Here is a 19,189-nt window from a genome sequence, read left to right on the forward strand (position 1 = left end):
TCAATGACCAGATACATAAACAAGCTAGTCCTAAATGCCCAATATCGCTACCTAAGGCCGACTGACAAGTAAAGAAACTTTATGATAATGTGGCCTACTTCAAATAACCATAAGCCCGGGTAGACTGTAATAAGCTAGATATAGAATCCCAGACTCTAAGCAATTTATTGTTCGTTTACAAATGCCTTTATCTGTTCCAAGGTATCGCGTTCATTACTTAGGCGTGGTACTTTGTGTTGTCCACCTAACTTACCCCGATAACGTAACCAACTCTCAAAAGTTTGAGGGGGTATGGCTTGAACCACTGGTAAGCGTAACGCGATGTCTTTATGGCGCTTGGCCTCGTAATCGCTATTGATCTGTTTTAAGGCTGTGTCCAGCGCTTCTACAAAGGCAGGTAAGTTTTCGGGTTCTTTATCAAAAGCTATCAACCATTCATGTGCACCGTTTTCTGCTTCAGAAAAATAAACAGGCGCAGCCGTATAGTCCTTTACTGCAGCCCCCGTTTTTGCACAGGCGGCGGCAATAGCTTTGTCGGTATTGTCTACAATTACTTCCTCACCAAAGGCATTCATATAGTGCTTCAATCGGCCCGACACTTTTATGCGGTAAGGACTGATAGAGGTAAACTGAATCGTATCACCCAAAAGATAACGCCAAAGGCCACCATTGGTAGTGATAACGGGTGCATAGTTCTTTCCCAGTTCCACCTCATTAAGCTGCAGGGTACGCGGTTGCTCTTTCCCCCACTCTTCTAATGGCATGAACTCGTAAAAGATGCCATGCTCCAACATGAGCAACATGCCTTCTACTGTAATATCGTCTTGTGCGGCAAAAAAACCTTCCGATGCATTATACATCTCCAGGTAGTTGATAGGCGCACCAATCAATTTTTCAAAATGCGCCCGGTAGGGTACAAAAGATACGCCACCATGCATGTATAACTCCAAGTTAGGCCATACTTCAATAATGGTGCTTTTGCCGGTAATCTCCAGTATGCGTTTCAACAGTACTATGAGCCAGGTAGGCACACCGGCCATAGACGTCACATTTTCATGGATGGTAGATTGCGCCAGCCTTTCAATCTTTTCTTCCCACTCATCCATAAGGGCTATGGAAAGATCGGGTGTACGCAACCAATGACCCCAGAAAGGTGAGTTCTGTAAGAGTACCGCGCTCAGATCGCCATATTGCACATCTTCGTGCAACTGACTGATCTGGTGGCTACCACCAATCACTAATCCTTTGCCTGTTAATAATACACTCTCCGGATGAGTTGCATAATAGAGACTTAACACATCCTTTGATGCTTTATAATGGTTATCGTGAAGGCTTTCTTCACTGATAGGAATGAACTTACTTTTTTCACTGGTAGTACCGCTGCTTTTAGCAAACCAGGTAACGGGTGTATTCCATAAGAGGTTTTCATCGCCCTTCATCATACGCTCAATAAAGGGCTTCAGGTTATCGTATTCCTGAATGGGCACTTGTTTTTTGTACTGATCCAGCGTTTGAATTGTATCAAATTGATAGAGGCGGCCAAACTCGGTATACTGACCTGCAGCCAGCAAATCTTGCCACACAGCAAACTGCGCTACATTAGCATTATGCATCCATTGTTCTACTGCCGGAAGACGTAAACGGGCTAATCCCGATATAGCTGGGCTCAATAATTTCATCTGTGCATATTCCTTTTCAACTGGCCTTGGTGATCAGCCGCTTCCTCAGCACTTAAAAAACGTGCCAATAAGGGCGTCAACTGTCGTGCAGCAAGATAGCCTATATTCTCAAATGAAAGGTAGATAGACAGGCTGCCTGCAGGAATTTCTTTTGACAAATAATTGCCCCTTTTAAACGAAATCGGGTGGCCTTCCTAACAGTTGTAATTTTCCAACTACAGAAAATGGAGTCCGCTTATTATTCCTCAACCTCACGCTAACAGGTTTTATTCGGCAACATATTGATAGCAATCAATCACACTTAGCCTTTCACAATAAAAAAGGACATCCTTAAAGATGCCCTTTTTATAGTTGATTCATAGATTAGTTATGGAACATACTTCGTTTCCACCTCTACAATATGTTTACCAATATTATATTCATCAAAACTAATAACAGCCGTTTCGCCATACGCACCTGTATCCCGCAGACGGATAGCCATTTTCTGAGGTGTACCTCCATTCTCAGGGATATAGCGGGCTGAAATACGGTAACGACCAAAAGGCACATCATCCAGTCCGCTACCTACGGCCGTACCTTGCATGCTAAAGCTGGCTGTAGCGCGTCCAACTACGTTTTGCCCGGTAGTACCATCTACTAATGGTCCCTCTGGCACCAACGTCAATTCAATTTCTTCTCCTTTGATATACGTAGGCGAATTATCGTAATAAGCTACCTTGGCACCAATCTTACTATTATTGGAGCCAGGAACGGCACCAGAAAGCTTCCAGGTAAGATTCCGTACTCCACCAGCGCTAGAAGTAACCGGGTCTGCATTATCTGCGTATACATAAAACGAATAGGTTTGACCGTTATATTGGCGTTGCAGTTCGGCATGCACTAACCAGGTACCACCTGGATTGGCCACATTCATTTTATAATAACCATTTGCATCTGTAACGGCTATTACATTGGTATTATAATACGCTGTATGTCCGGCATATACTTTAACGCCGGCAACCGGTTGTCCTTTGGTATCTATAACACGGCCTTTCAGCAAGCCGGCTTCTACTGTAGTATTATCGCCGTTATTTGTGTCATCGCTTTTTTTATCAGACTTGCTACAATTGGCTGCCGTGGTTCCTAAAAAAACCAAGAGCATAAAAACAGAAGTACAAAATTTCATAGTTGTTAGCTTTAAGGTTAAATGATTTATAACCCTAAACTAAACAGCGCATCTATGTACCTATACTTCAACAGGTATGACTTGCATTTTTAATGCGCTCAATTGAAAGAATTGTGCAATGTGATATTAGATACATTAGCCAACGTATCCTTCAATTTTTGATTAACAGGAACTAAATGTAACGACTACCCTTGCTGGCTTTCCTGAAGTAAATAATCTTTCCGACGCAAAATAAAGTTGCGGCCTAAGTAAAGCTTTTTCACTTGTTCATCTTCCGCCAGTTCTTCTGCCGTACCATGTTTAAAGATCTTGCCCTCAATCAGCAAGTAGGCGCGGTCGCAAATGGAAAGCGTTTCTGTTACGTTGTGGTCGGTAATAAGAATGCCGATATTCTTAAACTTCAATCGGGCTACCACCATTTGAATATCTTCTACGGCAATAGGGTCAATACCGGCAAAAGGTTCGTCCAATAAAATAAACTTAGGATCTACGGCCAGGGCACGCGCAATCTCTGTACGGCGCCGCTCACCACCACTTAGTACATCACCATTGCTTTTACGCACGTGTTGCAGACGGAACTCTTCCAGCAGCGCTTCCAACTTCTCTCTCTGCTCCTGCTTGGTCATCTTGGTCATCTGCAGTACTGCGGAAATATTATCCTCTACACTTAGCTTTCTGAAAATAGAAGCTTCCTGTGGCAGGTAGCCAATTCCCAGCTGCGCCCTCTTATACATGGGCAGCTTGGTAATATTAAGATCGTTTAAAAATACTTCACCTTCATCTGGCTTAATTAAGCCTGTGGTCATATAGAAAGTGGTGGTCTTACCGGCCCCGTTTGGTCCCAGCAAACCCACAATTTCTCCTTGTTTTACTTCTATAGACACATGATTCACCACCCGGCGGTTGCGATACTGCTTTACCAGCTCACTTGTATGTATGCGTAATTCTTCCACTTCTACAAACCTTTCGGTAAAAATAGTACGAAAGCCTTTTATACCCTATTCCTTAACTGTCTTTTGTATTTAGTTAACGCTGTACTATGTTTGCAATCCGAATTAAACCATTATTACAACTGCTGTATCAGCAGAGCCCACGTGCCCCAATGATGCAGCTATCGATTCCGATTATTATCGGAATACTCTAAAGCAACAACATGCAGATGAAAGTCACTGACTACTTGAACAACGGGAAATCCACCTTGGTATCCTTTGAAATCCTACCGCCCTTAAAAGGCCGCAGCATTAACGCGCTTTGGGAACACCTGGACCCTTTAATGGAGTTTAAGCCTTCTTTTATTAATGTAACCTACCACCGCAGCGAAAGCATGTTCAAACGCAAAGTAGATGGCACGTTTGAAAAAGTGGAGGTGCGCAAGCGCCCAGGTACCGTAGGCATTTGTGCTGCTATAATGAACCGCTATAAGGTAGATGCCGTAGCTCACCTGATTTGCGGAGGCTTTACCAAGCAGGAAACGGAAGATGCCCTTATTGACCTGGCCTTCCTGGGAGTTAATAATGTATTGGTACTTCGTGGCGATGCCCCTAAGAATGAAACCTTCTTTGAGCCAGAGCCAGGTGGTCATAAATATGCAATTGAACTGCTGCAGCAGGTAACCAATATGAATAATGGTATCTATCTGGAAGAAGACCTGAAAAATACCGTTAAGACAGACTTCTGCATTGGTGTAGCCGGTTATCCTGAAAAGCATTTTGAATCGCCCAACTTTAAAACGGACCTGGCCTACCTGAAGGCGAAAGTAGATGCGGGCGCTGAATACATCACCACACAGATGTTCTTTGACAATGAGAAATATTTTGCATTTGTTGATGCTTGCCGCAATGTAGGCATTAATGTGCCTATCATTCCAGGTCTTAAACCCATCAGCTCAAAAAAGCAACTGACCATCATTCCACGCACGTTCCATGTAGATATACCAGAACAGCTGTCCAGTGAGATCCTGAAGTGCAAAACCGATGCAGATGTAGAAACTGTAGGTACTGAATGGCTTTTGCAACAGTCTAAAGAATTAAAAGCTGCCGGTGTGCCTATCCTGCACTATTATACCTTAGGCAAGCCGACAATGGTAGCGAATGTGGTTAAAGAGATCGTTTAGTGAGTAGTTTACGAGTTCACTTGTTTACAAGTTTACAGTTCATGGATAGAAACAAGTGAACTTGTGAACTCTGGAACTTGTGAACTATAAATAACCAAAGAAAAAGGAGAGCCGTTGCTCTCCTTTTTCTTTGGTTATTTACCCGAACTTAGAATAGTAGCTAACACTTTATCATCCACTACTACCGGGTACTTTTTCTTTAGTTGCTCCAGCCATTGTTTTTCCAGATCGGCCTGGTAGTCGTTGATCACTAAACCACGCGCTGCAGCAAAATCACGCGGTTCTGGCTTGGTATAGCGTTTTACGATGTAGGCACAAGCCGCTGTATTATCATCTTTGTTAGGTACTAAAGATGTCACCGTTCCTGACTGGCTGCTTTTGGCGGCGCCTGGAATCTGATCGATCTCAAAACGATTGGAATCGGCTACCACCTGTTCTCCAAAATTAGCTATGATGGTACGCCATTTTTGAGGCGCTTTGCTCAGCTCTTTATAAAAGTGCTGGGCCACTGGAATATCAGTAGCATAAAACACAACCGCTTCTGCACTTTCCTTCCAGATATAGCGATCTTTATGTTGGTTATAATATTTCTCTAAAGCCACTGTATCGCTCTGCGCTGGGTTCCAGATCTCGCGCTGCATGATCTCAAAAAACAGGTTTCCGTCCTTAAACTCTTCAACCTGAGCTTTAAACGCAGGATTAAACTCCTCCAAATGCTTCTTGTAATAATCCATGGCAGTAGCAGCAACAAACTCATCCCACAGCTGGTTATAGGCTTTTGTGCCTGAACCATCGTGCTTAAAGCGATTGGCCTGTGCGTACTGGATCCAATTATCTACAGTGGTAGCATCAGCTCCTAATTGGAACAATGCGGATTGTGGTTTCAAACCACTTGCCTTTGCCGTTGGCATATTATTAAGGAGACTATCTGAATAGGCCCACAAAGCATTAGTAGCAAAAGCAGCCTGTTTATATTGTGCCATAGCCCTGCGAATGGCCGCATTGGTAGTGGTTTGCATCCGATCGCTGGCCTTTACTTTTTCTGGTAGCTCGTCCTGAACTTTAGAACTATTAAAGTCGGTTGGTACCGGCTGCAGGATCAATCGTTTTACAATATGCCAGCCATGTGTGGTTTGAAAAGGCTTGCTGATAGCGCCATCTTTGGTAAGGCTATACGCCACTTTTTCAAACTCAGGGTCGTATTCTCCCACACCAAACTCAGGAATTTGACCATTGGCAGCACTTGATACCTGGTCTGCGCTGAAGCGAGTGGCCAGTTTGCCAATATCATCACCCTTTAGCAAACGGTTGTATAAGGAGTCTGCCAGTTTTTTAGTAGCCGCTTTGGTGGCAGCATCCGCGTCGGGAGGGTAGGCCAGTAATATCTGAGCCGCACGTAAACGCCCCAATGCTTTCCGATCGCCCAGGTTCTTAAATATATGATAACCGACTTTCGATCTATAAATAGGTGCTACTTGTCCAGTGGGTGTTTGATAAACTACATTTTCAAACTCGTAAGGCAAGGTGAACACCGTAATATAACCCATATCACCACCATTGGTTTTGGCAGATGGATCTTCGGAAAAAGTCTGTGCTACAGTAGAAAAGGTTTTACCTGCTTTTAATAGCTGATAGGCTTGCTGGGCTTTTTGATAAGCAGCCGCTGTATCATTATTACCGGTAGCAATGAATATATGGGCTACATGAATATCTTTTTGTGAACGCTGAAAAGCTTCTTTTACCAAGGCCTTCACGCTTTCTTCATCCGACAAAAAGCCAGGTAAGATTTGCGCACGCAGGTTCTCTAATTCAGCTACCAGCTGTGGCAATGTATCGTAACCGCGCGCTTTCGCTTCTTTTACTTTCAAACGTGAGGCAATGTAAAGATCCAGGTAGCCTTTCATCGCTTCTGGCGACTGAGCGTCTGTATTGTTTTTACGATACGCTTTTAAAAACTCTTGTGCACTAACCGATTCACCACCATAGGTAAATAAGGTCTGGGCAGAAGCCACTGTACCGCTTAATGCAAAGGCCAGGGCAGCTAGAATGTATTTGTTCATAGCAGTAATCGGTTTAGGACTTGTTTTTTTGACGGACCGCTAATATTTCATCAACCTGTTCTTCGGTTACTTTTTTAGCGATTATTCGTTTGTCTTTGTCTAACAAATACAAGGTAGGAAAACTCTGAACATCAAACAATTGGGAATACCCAGGAACACCAGCATCAATACGTGCTTTTTCATCGGCCTTGGAATAGTATACATGCACCCAATCATTAAGTTTGTGATCATGGATCATATTCATCCAGTCTTTCTTAGAGCCTTCTGTTTCCTTAGCTAATCCAAACATTTGTACACCCTGTGCCTTCCATTTACTGTGAAGCAGGCTATCCAGCTTTGGCACTAATTCCTTACAATGCCCACAGGTAGGATCCCAAATTACTAATAATGTATAAGGAGAATTTACGCTATACAGGTTTATCTTTTTTCCACTGGTATCAGGAAGTTCCACATCAGCAGCTGGAGTGCCCATAATATTTGCCATCAGGCTATACGCACGGTCGGTGATCACTTTCTTTCCTTGCTCATTCAGCCAGGGATAGGTTTTCTGGGAAAAGTATTTTTCATACAGGTGTACAAATACCTTGTCTTCCCACATATACTTCTGGTTCAGATAGCGGTTGACATATTTCACCAGCAGAAAGCGTTGCATGTCTTCACTAATGCTGGCATAACCCAGCATCCAATCCAGTTCCTTGATCACAGAGTCAGCATCCGGATATACCAATTGCTCAAAATAGCGATCTAACCGGGCTTCAAAAAATGGCGTACGTGCCAGGCGATCATCCCAAAAGTTTACACCATCCCAGTAATGTGCCTTGAAATAGTGGTAGCCAAATAGTGAATCAGTCTTGGCTTCCGGGGCATTCTTGGGTACCTCTGGATCTCTCATGGCCTTTAGCAAAACAGTCAGTAAACTGTTAGGATTTTTGGTCATGATATTCACACGGTAATCGTGAATCTGTTTATTAACCGCTATAATCTTTTGAGTAAGTGCTACTGAGTCTTGCGGCTGTGCCGTGCGCTGTTTGTATAAAGCATCCAGCGTTTTGCCATTGGAAGCCATATACTGCTGATACGCCCTGAACTGGGCATTATCGGGCGAGTTTTGGAATGTAATGGTTTTAGCAATGGTAGCGGTATCGGCTATCACGCTAAACCTCTGATTCTTGTCTACCAATATCTCAAAGTTCTGTGAGCGGTCGGGGTAGCCAATCAGGTAAATACCTCCACCCAGCTTTTTAGAACCTTTAAAGACACCTTCGCTTTTCTCATTCAGCTTTACGGAGTCGATAATGGGTAGCGTTTTACCAAAGTAATGACCTAAATAAATGTATTGATTCTTAAAGGGCTTCAGCGTTACCTTAATCTCGTAAGCGTTCTGAGCACTGGCCGTCAGGCCCACAGCAAGGGCAAGGAGTGTGTTTACTATTCGCATTTCGGTAGCAATGTGCCATAAAAATAGAGAAACAATACAGAACCAATTGATTTTGTCAGGTTAAAGAGATGCAAAAGGGAGATAAGAGGAGAAAAGAGAGGGAAAGAGGAAAAGAGGAAAGGAATAATGAGCAATGAACAAGGAAGGAAAAGCTGCGAGCTATGAGCTATGAGAAGAAGTCCACGGTTGACAGATGACAGTCCACAGAAGGAAAGAAAATGTTCAATACCCAATAATCAATGTTCAAGGGACAAGGAAGAAGAGAACTTGCTCTGCGGGGAGGGTTTTCGTATCTTTAGGCTCTTCTCTTTTAGAGCCTATTCGGCTCTTTTTATTACACATTTCCTTATTATATCTGATTGGATTTCTACCGGCTTTGGGGTGGCGGGATACGGGTGAGGGATCGGCCGGGGATGGGGTGAGATACGGGTGAGGTACGGGTGAACCCACAGGACAGGTACAGGCTTATATGAAGATACTAGGGCGTTACCATTAGGTTACTATGGCATTACTGAGGCTTTGCTATGAAGTAGCCATGAAGGAAGAACGGTAGAAGGGGAAAATATTAGGGGCGTTTATCATGTAACGGATTTGGGGCTACCTATAAAAGTATGCTGCCTGTAGGGGGGCTTTTTATTTATCAGCGTTTTTGGTCTTCTGCCTTTGAGTGCAGGCTACTCACCATTGACCATTCACGAGCTAAGCCCTCCCCTTTAGGGGCCGGGGGCATGTGCTTGCTTTCCTATCACTCGTTATAAACCTCTTAAACTGCAAGGCTTCAACGGGAAACTACCAACTATCGCCTACTTTTACAGCGTGAGAAAAAAGAAGAATATTGTTTTAGAGAACGTAACGGTAGCCGATTACGCAGCAGAAGGTAAATCACTGGCCCGGCAGGACGGAAAAGTTATTTTCATTGAAAATGTAGTGCCCGGAGATGTAGTAGACATTCGTTTGACCAAGAGCAAAAAAGACTGGGCAGAGGGCTACCCTATCCAGTTTCACAGTTATTCTAAAGAAAGAGCTACCCCATTTTGCCAGCATTTTGGCGTATGTGGCGGTTGCCAGTGGCAGATGCTGCCCTACGAAAAGCAGTTGCAATACAAGCAGCAGCAAGTGTTTGACAACCTAACCCGTATTGGCAAGGTGGAGCTGCCTGAGTTTCAACCTATTATTGGCGCCCAGGACGATAAGTTTTACCGCAATAAGCTGGAATACACGTTTAGCACAAAAGAATACTTGCCGGCAGGCAGTTTTAATAAAGAAGACAAAGCACAAAGCCTGCGCCCCGTTGTTGGCTTTCATGCCAAAGGCTTCTTTGACAAAGTAGTAGATATTCAAAAATGCTGGCTGCAGGAAGACCTGACCAACCAGATCCGCAACAGTATTCGCCAATATGCTTACGATCATAAACTTTCCTTTTATGATATCCGTGAGCACCAGGGCCAATTACGCACCATGCAGGTACGCCTTTGTACTACTGGAGAACTAATGGTGAATATTGTGTTTGGCGAAGACAATGAACAGAGGCGCAAACCGCTGCTGGACTATGTGCAGCAAACATTCCCACAGATCACTACCTTATTATATACCATTAACTTAAAAAAGAACGACTCCATGTTTGACCTGGAGCCGCAGGTGTACAGTGGTAAAGGATATGCTATTGAAAAATTGGAAGACTTCCAGTTCAAGATCGGCCCTAAATCTTTCTTCCAGACCAATACCAAACAAGGTGAACGTCTTTACCAGATAACCCGTGAGTTTGCAGAGCTTGATGGCAGCCAGGTTGTTTACGACCTCTATTGTGGCACCGGCAGTATTGGTATTTTCTGCAGCAAGGGCGCTAAGCAGATCGTTGGTGTAGAAATGATTGATGCAGCTATCCAGGATGCAAAAGAAAATGCTGCACTGAACAATATTGATCACTCTTTCTTTGTTAGTGGCGATGTAATAGAGGTGTGTAATGACGATTTCTTTGCCCATCATGGCAAACCCGATGTGATCATCACCGATCCGCCGCGGGCCGGCATGCACCCTAAGCTGGTAGAGAAAATTCTAGAGATGGAAGCTCCTACCGTAGTGTATGTAAGCTGTAACCCGGCAACACAGGCAAGAGACTTGCAGTTACTGGATGCGAAGTATAAAGTAACCAAGGTACAGCCCGTAGATATGTTTCCGCATACGCACCATATTGAAAACATCGTACAGTTGAAATTAAAAAGCTAGATAGATGAGCGATTTTAAAACAAGACCGGATTCGTTTCCTCCTATTGTAAAAAACCTGATCATCATAAATGTTTTAGTATTTGTAGCGCAGCTAACGCTAGGCATTACTGATAAGATCATGCTGTACCCAATTCAGTCTCCTCAATTCGCACCCTACCAGATAGCTACCCACATGTTTGCCCATGCGCCAAACATGTATTTTCATATCATTTTCAACATGTTTGCGCTCTGGATGTTTGGGAGAGTATTAGAGAATGTATGGGGACCGCAGCGTTTTTTATTTTTTTACCTTGTCTGCGGTGTAGGGGCAGCAGCCTGCCACTTGGCTGTACAATATATTGCCTGGCAAAATATGGATGCAGCCATCGCAGTAGGCGATATGGCAAAGGCACAGACATATGCCAATTCACTAGCACCCGCTTTAGGCGCCTCTGGTGCTATTATGGGTATTTTTGCCGCTTTTGCCTACCTGTTTCCCAACACAGAAATGTTTATCATGTTTATTCCGTTTCCCATCAAAGCAAAATGGGCCGTATTGGGTTTGACTGCCATTGACCTTTTTGGCGGCATAGCCAATGTTAGCGGAGATAACGTTGCGCATTTTGCGCACCTGGGTGGCGCTATAACCGGTTTCATAATCGTGTTGATTTGGAACAAAATGGACAAAAGACGCTTTTATTAGCGTCTATATACTTGTAATTTTATATAGAACATCATGAGCTACTACGAACAACGACATCAAAATAAATTAGGCATTGGGCAGGATGGAGCGCTAATCACACTTATCTCTGTTAACCTGGTGGCCTTTGTGATAATGGCCTTGATCAAGGTCGTTTACTTTTTCTCTTATGGCGGTCAAGAGGGTAATGTATTGTTTAATGACCAGGTCATTAATTGGGTGGCGCTACCGGCTCACCTGCCTACGTTTCTTAGCCGCCCGTGGACCTTATTGACGCACTTCATCCTGCATGTGGATGTTTGGCACATCATTGCCAACATGCTGTGGCTATGGGCCTTCGGGCGCATCTTACAGGATATTGCCGGCAGCAATAAAATTGTTCCTGTGTTCCTGTATGGTGCTATGGCTGGCGCTATTGCCTTTATACTTTTCATGAACCTGATTCCCGGCTTACGGGGTGGTTTACTGCACGCTAAAGCATTAGGTGCTTCTGCCGGTGTAATGGCCATTGCCATTGCCGCTACAGCATTAGCTCCAGGCTATCGCATTTTTCCTCTGCTAAACGGTGGTATTCCTTTGTGGGTGATCACGGGTATTTTTGTAATTATAGACCTGGCTACCATACCAGAAGGCAATTCTGGTGGCCATATAGCACACTTAGCAGGTGCAGGCATGGGCTTCCTGTATGTGGTGATGCTGAAGCGCGGTAGCGACTGGGGTGGCTGGATCAATAACTTTTTTGATTGGGTCAACAACCTGTTTAATCCAGAGGTACCTAAAAAAGGCAAGACCATCAAAAGCCAACATTTTTACAAAACATCAGTGCCTCCTTATAATAGAACCAGCACGACAATCACACAACAACGCGTAGATGCCATCCTGGATAAGATCAGCCAGAAGGGCTATGGCGCATTAACCGATGAAGAAAGAGAAATACTAAAACAGGCAAGTAAAGAAGATTAGTAAATTGCAATAATGGCTGGTACGTACCGACTGATTCTGAAACGTTCATTTATCTTCCTGAACGGCTTAACAGCTGTCATTTTTTTACTTACCTGCCTGGCACCTTACCTGAATCCCACCCAATGGTGGTTCTTTTCTATTTTAGGCTTGGGGTTTGCCTTTATCCTGATTTTATTATTTGGCTTCCTGCTTTTCTGGCTTTTTGTTAGCCCCCGCTTTATATTCATTTCATTGATAGCATTGGCCATTGGCTGGAAAAGCCTGGCTTCTTTTTTTGGATTTGATATCTCTGGTGCCTACGACCTCCGCAAAGAAAAAGGCAGCATTCGTGTGGCCAGTTGGAATGTAGCCCGCTTTATCGAACTGATGCGCAATAATAATAAAGGCAGTCAGACACGATTAAAGATGCTGGACCTGATAAAGGCACAGAAGGCCGATGTGCTGTGCATGCAGGAATTTTACCAGTCCACGGATTCAAGCCGTTATAATAACATCAAATACATCCAGGAAAAACTTGGCTATCGTTATTACTATTTCTGTTGGGATGGAGATGGCGATAAGCAGTGGTTTGGCCAGATCATTTTCTCACGTTACCCCATAGTGGACAGTGGCAAGATCAACTATCCACGACCCAGCCAGCCCGAAAGCCTGCTTTATGCAGATGTGTTATACAAAGGTGATACCATTCGTTTTTACACAACCCACCTGCAATCTGTACAGTTCAAAAAGCAGGATTTTGAAAGTATTGAAGAAATCAAAAACCGGGAAGACAGCATACTGGAAAACTCCAAAAGCATTTTTTCCAAGTTAAAAAGAGGGATCATTTACCGCTCTCGCCAGGCTAAGATTGTTAAGGAGGCTACCCGGCAATCGCCACATCCCTATGTAATCACCGGCGATTTTAACGATGTACCCAACTCCTATACTTATTTTACTATTCGCGGCGAACTACAAGATGCGTTTTTGGAAAAAGGTTTTGGTATTGGGCGCACCTATTCAGGCCTATCACCAACACTACGCATCGATTATATTCTCCCCACACACGATTTTACGGTAAAGCAGTTTAACCGCGTAGTACGCGACTATTCAGATCACTATCTTTTAGTGGCGGATTTGGAGTTGAAAAAGTAAAGGCCTAGCCCCTCCCGGCCTCCCCGAAGGGGAGGAGAACCATTGCCCAGAGGCCAGCTTTGCAACGATACTTTACTTTTTCAATCACTTTGAACAAAAAGCACTCCGTTAAGTGGAATACGTTTTCCTTATCCATTCTGTTTCCTACTTGAACATTGATCATTGAAAATTGAGCATTGAACATTTCCTTTCTTGTTCCTTGTTTCTTGCCCCTTGTGCCTTTCCTCCACTTCTTCCTTCATCCTTCCTTGTTCCTTGTTCATTATTCTCCCTGGCCCTTGCCGCGCAGGCCTCCCCTTTAGGGGCCGGGGGCGTGCAGTGAGCCTTTGACCTAAAGAATGTATCTTTGACATCTATGACTGTATTGAAGCTTCTATATTGTTGTTGCTGCTGACGCTAAGCGCTATGCTTATAATACTCCTTTAATTATTACAGTCATTAATCTATTATTGCATCATGAGTCGTTTAAGAGTTTACAACTCCTATATCAGAGACAAGGAAGAATTTAAGCCCCTAGTAGAAGGACATGTAGGCATGTATGTGTGCGGCCCTACCGTAAGCGGCGAGAGCCATTTAGGTCATGCGCGCCCGTATATCACGTTTGACGTAGTGTATCGCTACCTGATGCACCTGGGTTATAAAGTGCGCTATGTGCGCAACATTACAGATGCCGGCCACTTTGAAGAAGAAGGGCGCGAAGCTGAAGATAAGATCTCCAAAAAAGCAGTGATTGAAAAGCTGGAACCTATGGAGTTGGTACAGAAATACACCAACCTTTACCATTGGGCCATGGCGCAATTCAATTGCCTTGAACCGTCTATCGAACCTACGGCTACCGGCCACGTTATTGAGCAGATCAATATGATCCAAGATCTGATTCAAAAAGGCTTTGCCTATGAAATGAATGGTAGTGTATACTTCGACGTTACCAAGTATGCAAAAGGCCATGATTATGGTAAGCTTAGCGGACGGGTTCTTGAAGATCTACTGGAAACCACACGTGAATTGGAAGGCCAGGAAGAAAAGCGCGACAGAGCAGACTTTGCTTTATGGAAAGCAGCCCCACCGGAGCACATCATGCGCTGGACCAGCCCTTGGGGTGAAGGATTTCCCGGCTGGCACATAGAGTGCTCGGCTATGGCTACCAAGTACCTGGGAAAGCAGTTTGACATACACGGTGGCGGCATGGATCTTCTGTTCCCTCACCACGAAAGCGAGATTGCGCAAAGCACTATTTGCAATGGAGTACCCCCTGTTCGCTATTGGATGCACAATAACATGATCACCATCAATGGCCGTAAGATGGGTAAGAGCTATAACAATGTGATCAAACTAACGGAGTTGTTTAGTGGCAATCATCCCATTTTACAACAGGCCTATACTCCCATGACGGTGCGCTTCTTTATCCTGCAAACCCATTACCGCAGCACATTGGACTTTAGCAATGAAGCCTTGCAGGCTGCTGAAAAAGGGCTGAAACGTTTAATGGAGGCATATCAGTGGCTGAAGGAGTTGACAGTTGACAGAGGACAGTTGACAGATAGTTCGGACCTGTCAACTGCCAACCACCAACTGTCATCTAATAAGGAGCTCGATGATAAAGTAAGAAGGTTGATAGCTGAGTTTGAAGAATTCATGAATGATGATATTAGCACCGCGCGCGTGCTGGCAAACATCTTTGAACTGGTGCCAGTGATCAACTCATTAAAAGACAAAAACATACCAGCAGATTCTTTGTCTGCTTCAACCCTACAACTAATGCAGCAACAACTGAAGTTGTATATAGAGGATATTTTCGGTTTAAAAGCAGAAGAAGCCGGACAGACCGACAAACTGAAAGGTGTGATGCAGGTATTGATTGAATTGCGCAAGGAAGCCCGCGCCAATAAGAATTGGGCGCTTTCTGACAAGATCCGCAATCAACTGGCCGAACATGGCGTACAGCTGAAAGATGAAAAGAATGGTGAGATGAGCTGGAATATTGCCTAACACAGGACCTTAATCGTGAAACGTGAGAGAGGGAAGCTGTGAGCTACGAGAGGGAAAGAGATGAAGGGAATAATGAACAAGGAATGATGAATAACGAAGAGAGGAAATGTTCAATGCTCAACTTTCAATGTTCAATAAAGAAGGAAGAAATAAAAGAAAAGCACTCCGTTAAGTGGAGTGCTTTTCTTTTGTTAGAGAGTGTAACCTTTTGTGCGATGGCCTTCTCCCCTTTAAGAGCTGGCGTGAGGTCTTTCATTATTCAAATACTTCGTTTAGTCGTAACAGCTACCTACATTCTTGGTTTCAGAATATTATTTGTGAAAAGATTTGAATATTAAAACCCAGCCGTTATTTTTATAATAACAATAATTTGAAGCTCCTTTTTGTAATCTCCCCTCGGAACACTTATTAACAGTACTCCCGAAAACGATCTGTATACTTTGATTAACAACTTTGCCTATTTACACCATTTAGGTTTATTCCTTGCCTAAGTGCCGACAGCTTTTTAAGTGCGTAGTAATACCACTAATAGCTTACAGCACCTGCAATGTTCTAAACCAAGCCAGCATCCTATTACCCTACATCTGGCCTACCTCAAACACCACACACCTGGCTCAACATCATCAACAGTACAAGGCATTTTCTTAACCAAAAAGAAGATAAGGCAGCGCTATGCTCTTGTCTTACCATAAAGCAACTTATGCACTATTTCGTAAGCAAATATTATTGCCTACCCGGTAACAACTCGCCTCCCTGAGCAGGCATACTGACACGATCTATCCGCAGCATGTTAAACTTTTAAACCATCAAGTATGACAAATACTTTGACCATAAACTGGCACCTTAACTGGCATCAAAATCTACAATCAAAACAAATCTTCATTCGATCTCTCTTACTCAGTTTTTCCATACTGCTATTAAGCATTGGCAGTATTGCTCAAACGTTTCCTCCAGCCTCGTCCTGTACATCTAAAGACTTGGAATTAATAAGCGCTACACTTCCAGTACCTCCAGGCTTGGACCCTTGTACATGCAATGGCACAAGACAGCTGATATTAGGTATAAATAATAAAACAGGATCATTCAGAACCTCTTTTGCTTTGTGGGGCACATTGAGGCGGTATGATGCATCCGGCAAGGAAATAGGAAATGGCACACCCATTTTTGCTTGCGCGTCTGGAGTGGAGCCTAACAAAAACAACTTTCTACCTGCTACTTCAGGCATGACAACCATAAACGTCAATTGTGGAGAGACCTTAGAAATTACAGACCTCTTTCTGGCATGGACTACTTCAAACAGCAAAGAGACATGCGATGTTTTAAGTAAAGGTTCAGCAACCATCAATCCCAAATGTGGAACAGTACCTAAAATCAAAATAGGGTTGGGTGTAACGGCTGATTTTGAAGCAACCAAAGCAATTTGTCAATTAAATGGCAACGCAACTGGAACAATAAAAATAAAGCCTAATGGCGGCACAGCTCCTTACAAGGTAAAAATTGGTAATGATGAACGTATAGTTAATGCAGTTGGTGACTCTACGACATACACATTAGCGCCAAATACCTACGACATTCTTATAACAGATAGTAAAGGTTGTAACATATCATTTCAACGCACTATTGACGCCCCCCCTACTGTAAGTGTAAATGGTATTGGTAACGCCTTAACCAAAAACTGTATTCAAAATACAAATGGCGGCATTATAGGGGAAACGTCTGCAAGTGGCTTTAGCTATTCCTGGTCTCCTGCCACAGGCTTGAGTAGCACCTCTATTGGCAACCCCACTGCTAACCCAACCGCCACAACTACCTATACGGTAACAAAAACCAATACTTCAACTGGTTGCTCTGCACAAGCCAACGTTATAGTAACGGTAGATAATGCACCTGTAGCTATGAGCGGTGTTAGTGACTTCACCAAAACTTGTATTACTAACCCCAATGGTAAAAATATAGGCGAAACGGCTCAAGCTGGATACACATACTCCTGGAGCTCTACACCTGCCGGCTATTCATCAGCAAGCTCTAACCCAATGATGAATCCCCCTGCAACCATTACCTATACTGTTCGGAAGACCAAGACGTCTTCAGGTTGCTTTGCTGATGCTTCCGCAACTGTAATAGTAAACAATGCACCTGTAACAGTTAGTGCAGGCGCAGCCTTTACCAAGAGTTGCACATCGAATGTAAATGGCGCAACCATTGGAGAGACTCCTGTAGATGGCTTTAGTTACTCATGGTCGCCCGCCACCGGCTTGAGTGATGATAAAATTGGTAACCCAACCGCCAACCCTAGCGCAACAACAACTTATACGGTTACTAAAACAGATAATACTAGTGGCTGTTCCAAACAGGCTAGTGTTACAGTAACGGTAGACAACACGCCAATTAGTGTAGCTGCGGGAAACAACTTCACTAAAACCTGTACACAAAACACCAACGGAGCCACCATCGGAGAAACACCAGTTACTGGTTATACCTATTCCTGGCTGCCTATAACAGGCTTGAGCAACGCCTCTATTGGCAATCCAACAGCCAACCCTGGTTCAACAACCACTTACACCGTAACAAAGACCTATACATCTTCTGGTTGCTCTAACACCGCCAGCGTAACGGTAACAGTCGACAATGGCGGAGTGAATATTAATGGTATTGGAGGCGCTTTTACCAAAACCTGTACGCAGAATACAAATGGCGGTACTATAGGGGAAACACCGGTTAGTGGCTTTACCTATTCTTGGTCTCCTGCCGCAAGCTTGAGTAATGATAAAATTGGGAACCCCACTGCTAACCCTACGGCTACCACCACCTACACGGTAACGAAAACCAATACAGCAACTGGCTGTTCTGCCCAAGCCAACGTTACCGTAACTGTGGACAATGGACCGGTAACTGTTAGTGGTATCGGCGGAGCCTTTACCAAAACCTGTACTACTAACACCGGTGGCAACATTATTGGCGAAACACCGGTCAACGGCTTTAGTTACTCTTGGTCGCCTGCTACTGGATTAAGTAACGATAAGATTGGTAACCCTAATGCCAACCCAAGTGCGACAACCACTTACACGGTAACGAAGACCAATACAAATACTGGCTGTTTCCGACAAGCCACTGTTACAGTTACGGTTAACAACACGGTACCAACCTTTACCGTATGCTTAGTGCAGCCAACCTTGTGTGCTAATTCAGGTGGTGTTACATTTACCGCAACAGGTGGCAGCGGCTTTGAGTACAGCATTGACAATGGAGCGCATTACCAAACTGGCAATAGTTTCACCGGCCTTGGCTCTGGATCGGTCACTGGATTCTTAGTTAGAAACTCCTTTGGTTGTGTGTCCACACCAGCTAATTGCAACACTACCTCCCAGTGCGAATCATTATTATCAAGTCCTACAACGGCTTCACAGCAACAAACCGAAATACTTGATCAAGGCTTGAAGGTTAAAGCTTATCCCAACCCCTTCAACAATCGCATACGCTTTGAAGTGAATGCCACCGAGGCAGGTAATGGAAGCCTGGAGGTATACAATACGCTTGGCCAGAAAGTAAAAACAGTATATCGTGGTTTTATGAAGTCCGGCATACAAACATTTGAGTTAAATGTTCCAGCCAACCAGCATTCCACGCTCATTTATATTTTCAAAATGGGCAGTAAGCAGGTAACGGGCAAACTCGTTTCGGCAGGCAATTAACGGTTCATTTTGCAAGAAAGGATGCCTCTATCAGGCATCCTTTCATTATTAATT

12 protein-coding genes are annotated in these 19,189 nt (G+C 43.9%); 7 read left to right on the forward strand and 5 right to left on the reverse strand.

Going from position 1 to position 19,189, the window contains the following annotated elements; all coding sequences use genetic code 11:
* Window positions 1-164 precede the first annotated feature (164 nt).
* The 3 genes from SY85_RS12515 to lptB all read right to left on the reverse strand — a co-directional run bounded on the left by SY85_RS12515 (window position 165) and on the right by lptB (window position 3,797).
* Window positions 165-1,679, reverse strand: coding sequence for a GH3 auxin-responsive promoter family protein (locus tag SY85_RS12515; RefSeq protein ID WP_066404970.1), 1,515 nt, complete (start codon window positions 1,677-1,679; stop codon window positions 165-167).
* Window positions 1,680-2,046: 367 nt separating this feature from the next.
* Window positions 2,047-2,844 carry a carboxypeptidase-like regulatory domain-containing protein gene (locus SY85_RS12520; RefSeq protein WP_066404972.1) on the reverse strand — a complete coding sequence of 266 codons (798 nt, stop codon included), beginning with the start codon at window positions 2,842-2,844 and terminating at the stop codon, window positions 2,047-2,049.
* Between the two features lie 185 nt (window positions 2,845-3,029).
* Complete coding sequence (lptB, locus tag SY85_RS12525) at window positions 3,030-3,797, reverse strand: LPS export ABC transporter ATP-binding protein (RefSeq protein WP_226999076.1); 768 nt, start codon at window positions 3,795-3,797, stop codon at window positions 3,030-3,032.
* A 200-nt stretch (window positions 3,798-3,997) separates the two neighbouring features.
* Between lptB and metF the strand changes: the two genes are divergently transcribed.
* Window positions 3,998-4,957, forward strand: coding sequence for a methylenetetrahydrofolate reductase [NAD(P)H] (metF, locus tag SY85_RS12530; protein ID WP_226999077.1), 960 nt, complete (start codon window positions 3,998-4,000; stop codon window positions 4,955-4,957).
* A gap of 134 nt (window positions 4,958-5,091) precedes the next feature.
* Here metF and SY85_RS12535 read toward each other — a convergent pair whose 3' ends face one another.
* Together SY85_RS12535 and SY85_RS12540 are read right to left on the reverse strand one after the other, a co-directional pair.
* Window positions 5,092-7,017 carry a peptidylprolyl isomerase gene (locus SY85_RS12535; protein ID WP_066404976.1) on the reverse strand — a complete coding sequence of 642 codons (1,926 nt, stop codon included), beginning with the start codon at window positions 7,015-7,017 and terminating at the stop codon, window positions 5,092-5,094.
* Window positions 7,018-7,030: 13 nt separating this feature from the next.
* Window positions 7,031-8,455 carry a TlpA family protein disulfide reductase gene (locus tag SY85_RS12540; protein ID WP_082886417.1) on the reverse strand — a complete coding sequence of 475 codons (1,425 nt, stop codon included), beginning with the start codon at window positions 8,453-8,455 and terminating at the stop codon, window positions 7,031-7,033.
* A gap of 816 nt (window positions 8,456-9,271) precedes the next feature.
* On the opposite strand from SY85_RS12540, the gene rlmD reads away from it, so the two are divergent.
* From rlmD to SY85_RS12585, 6 genes are all read left to right on the forward strand, one after another.
* Entirely contained in the window at window positions 9,272-10,681 is a 1,410-nt protein-coding gene (rlmD, locus tag SY85_RS12545; protein WP_066404981.1) for a 23S rRNA (uracil(1939)-C(5))-methyltransferase RlmD, read from the forward strand.
* Between the two features lie 4 nt (window positions 10,682-10,685).
* Window positions 10,686-11,363: a rhomboid family intramembrane serine protease gene (locus SY85_RS12550; protein WP_066404983.1), complete on the forward strand. Its 678-nt coding sequence runs from the start codon at window positions 10,686-10,688 to the stop codon at window positions 11,361-11,363.
* Between the two features lie 33 nt (window positions 11,364-11,396).
* The gene (locus SY85_RS12555) at window positions 11,397-12,323 is read left to right on the forward strand and encodes a rhomboid family intramembrane serine protease (RefSeq protein WP_066404985.1); all 927 of its coding nucleotides are present in this window, start codon (window positions 11,397-11,399) and stop codon (window positions 12,321-12,323) included.
* A 12-nt stretch (window positions 12,324-12,335) separates the two neighbouring features.
* Window positions 12,336-13,454 (forward strand): endonuclease/exonuclease/phosphatase family protein, encoded by a 1,119-nt coding sequence (locus SY85_RS12560; protein WP_066404987.1) that lies wholly within the window; start codon window positions 12,336-12,338, stop codon window positions 13,452-13,454.
* 456 nt (window positions 13,455-13,910) lie between these two features.
* Window positions 13,911-15,443: a cysteine--tRNA ligase gene (cysS, locus tag SY85_RS12570; RefSeq protein WP_066404990.1), complete on the forward strand. Its 1,533-nt coding sequence runs from the start codon at window positions 13,911-13,913 to the stop codon at window positions 15,441-15,443.
* An 812-nt stretch (window positions 15,444-16,255) separates the two neighbouring features.
* A complete protein-coding gene (locus SY85_RS12585; RefSeq protein ID WP_148661172.1) occupies window positions 16,256-19,135 on the forward strand; it encodes a T9SS type A sorting domain-containing protein in 2,880 nt (959 codons plus the stop codon).
* The last annotated feature ends 54 nt before the right edge of the window (window positions 19,136-19,189 follow it).

Origin of the sequence: Flavisolibacter tropicus (assembly GCF_001644645.1) — a bacterium.
In the GTDB taxonomy this organism is placed as follows: domain Bacteria; phylum Bacteroidota; class Bacteroidia; order Chitinophagales; family Chitinophagaceae; genus Flavisolibacter; species Flavisolibacter tropicus.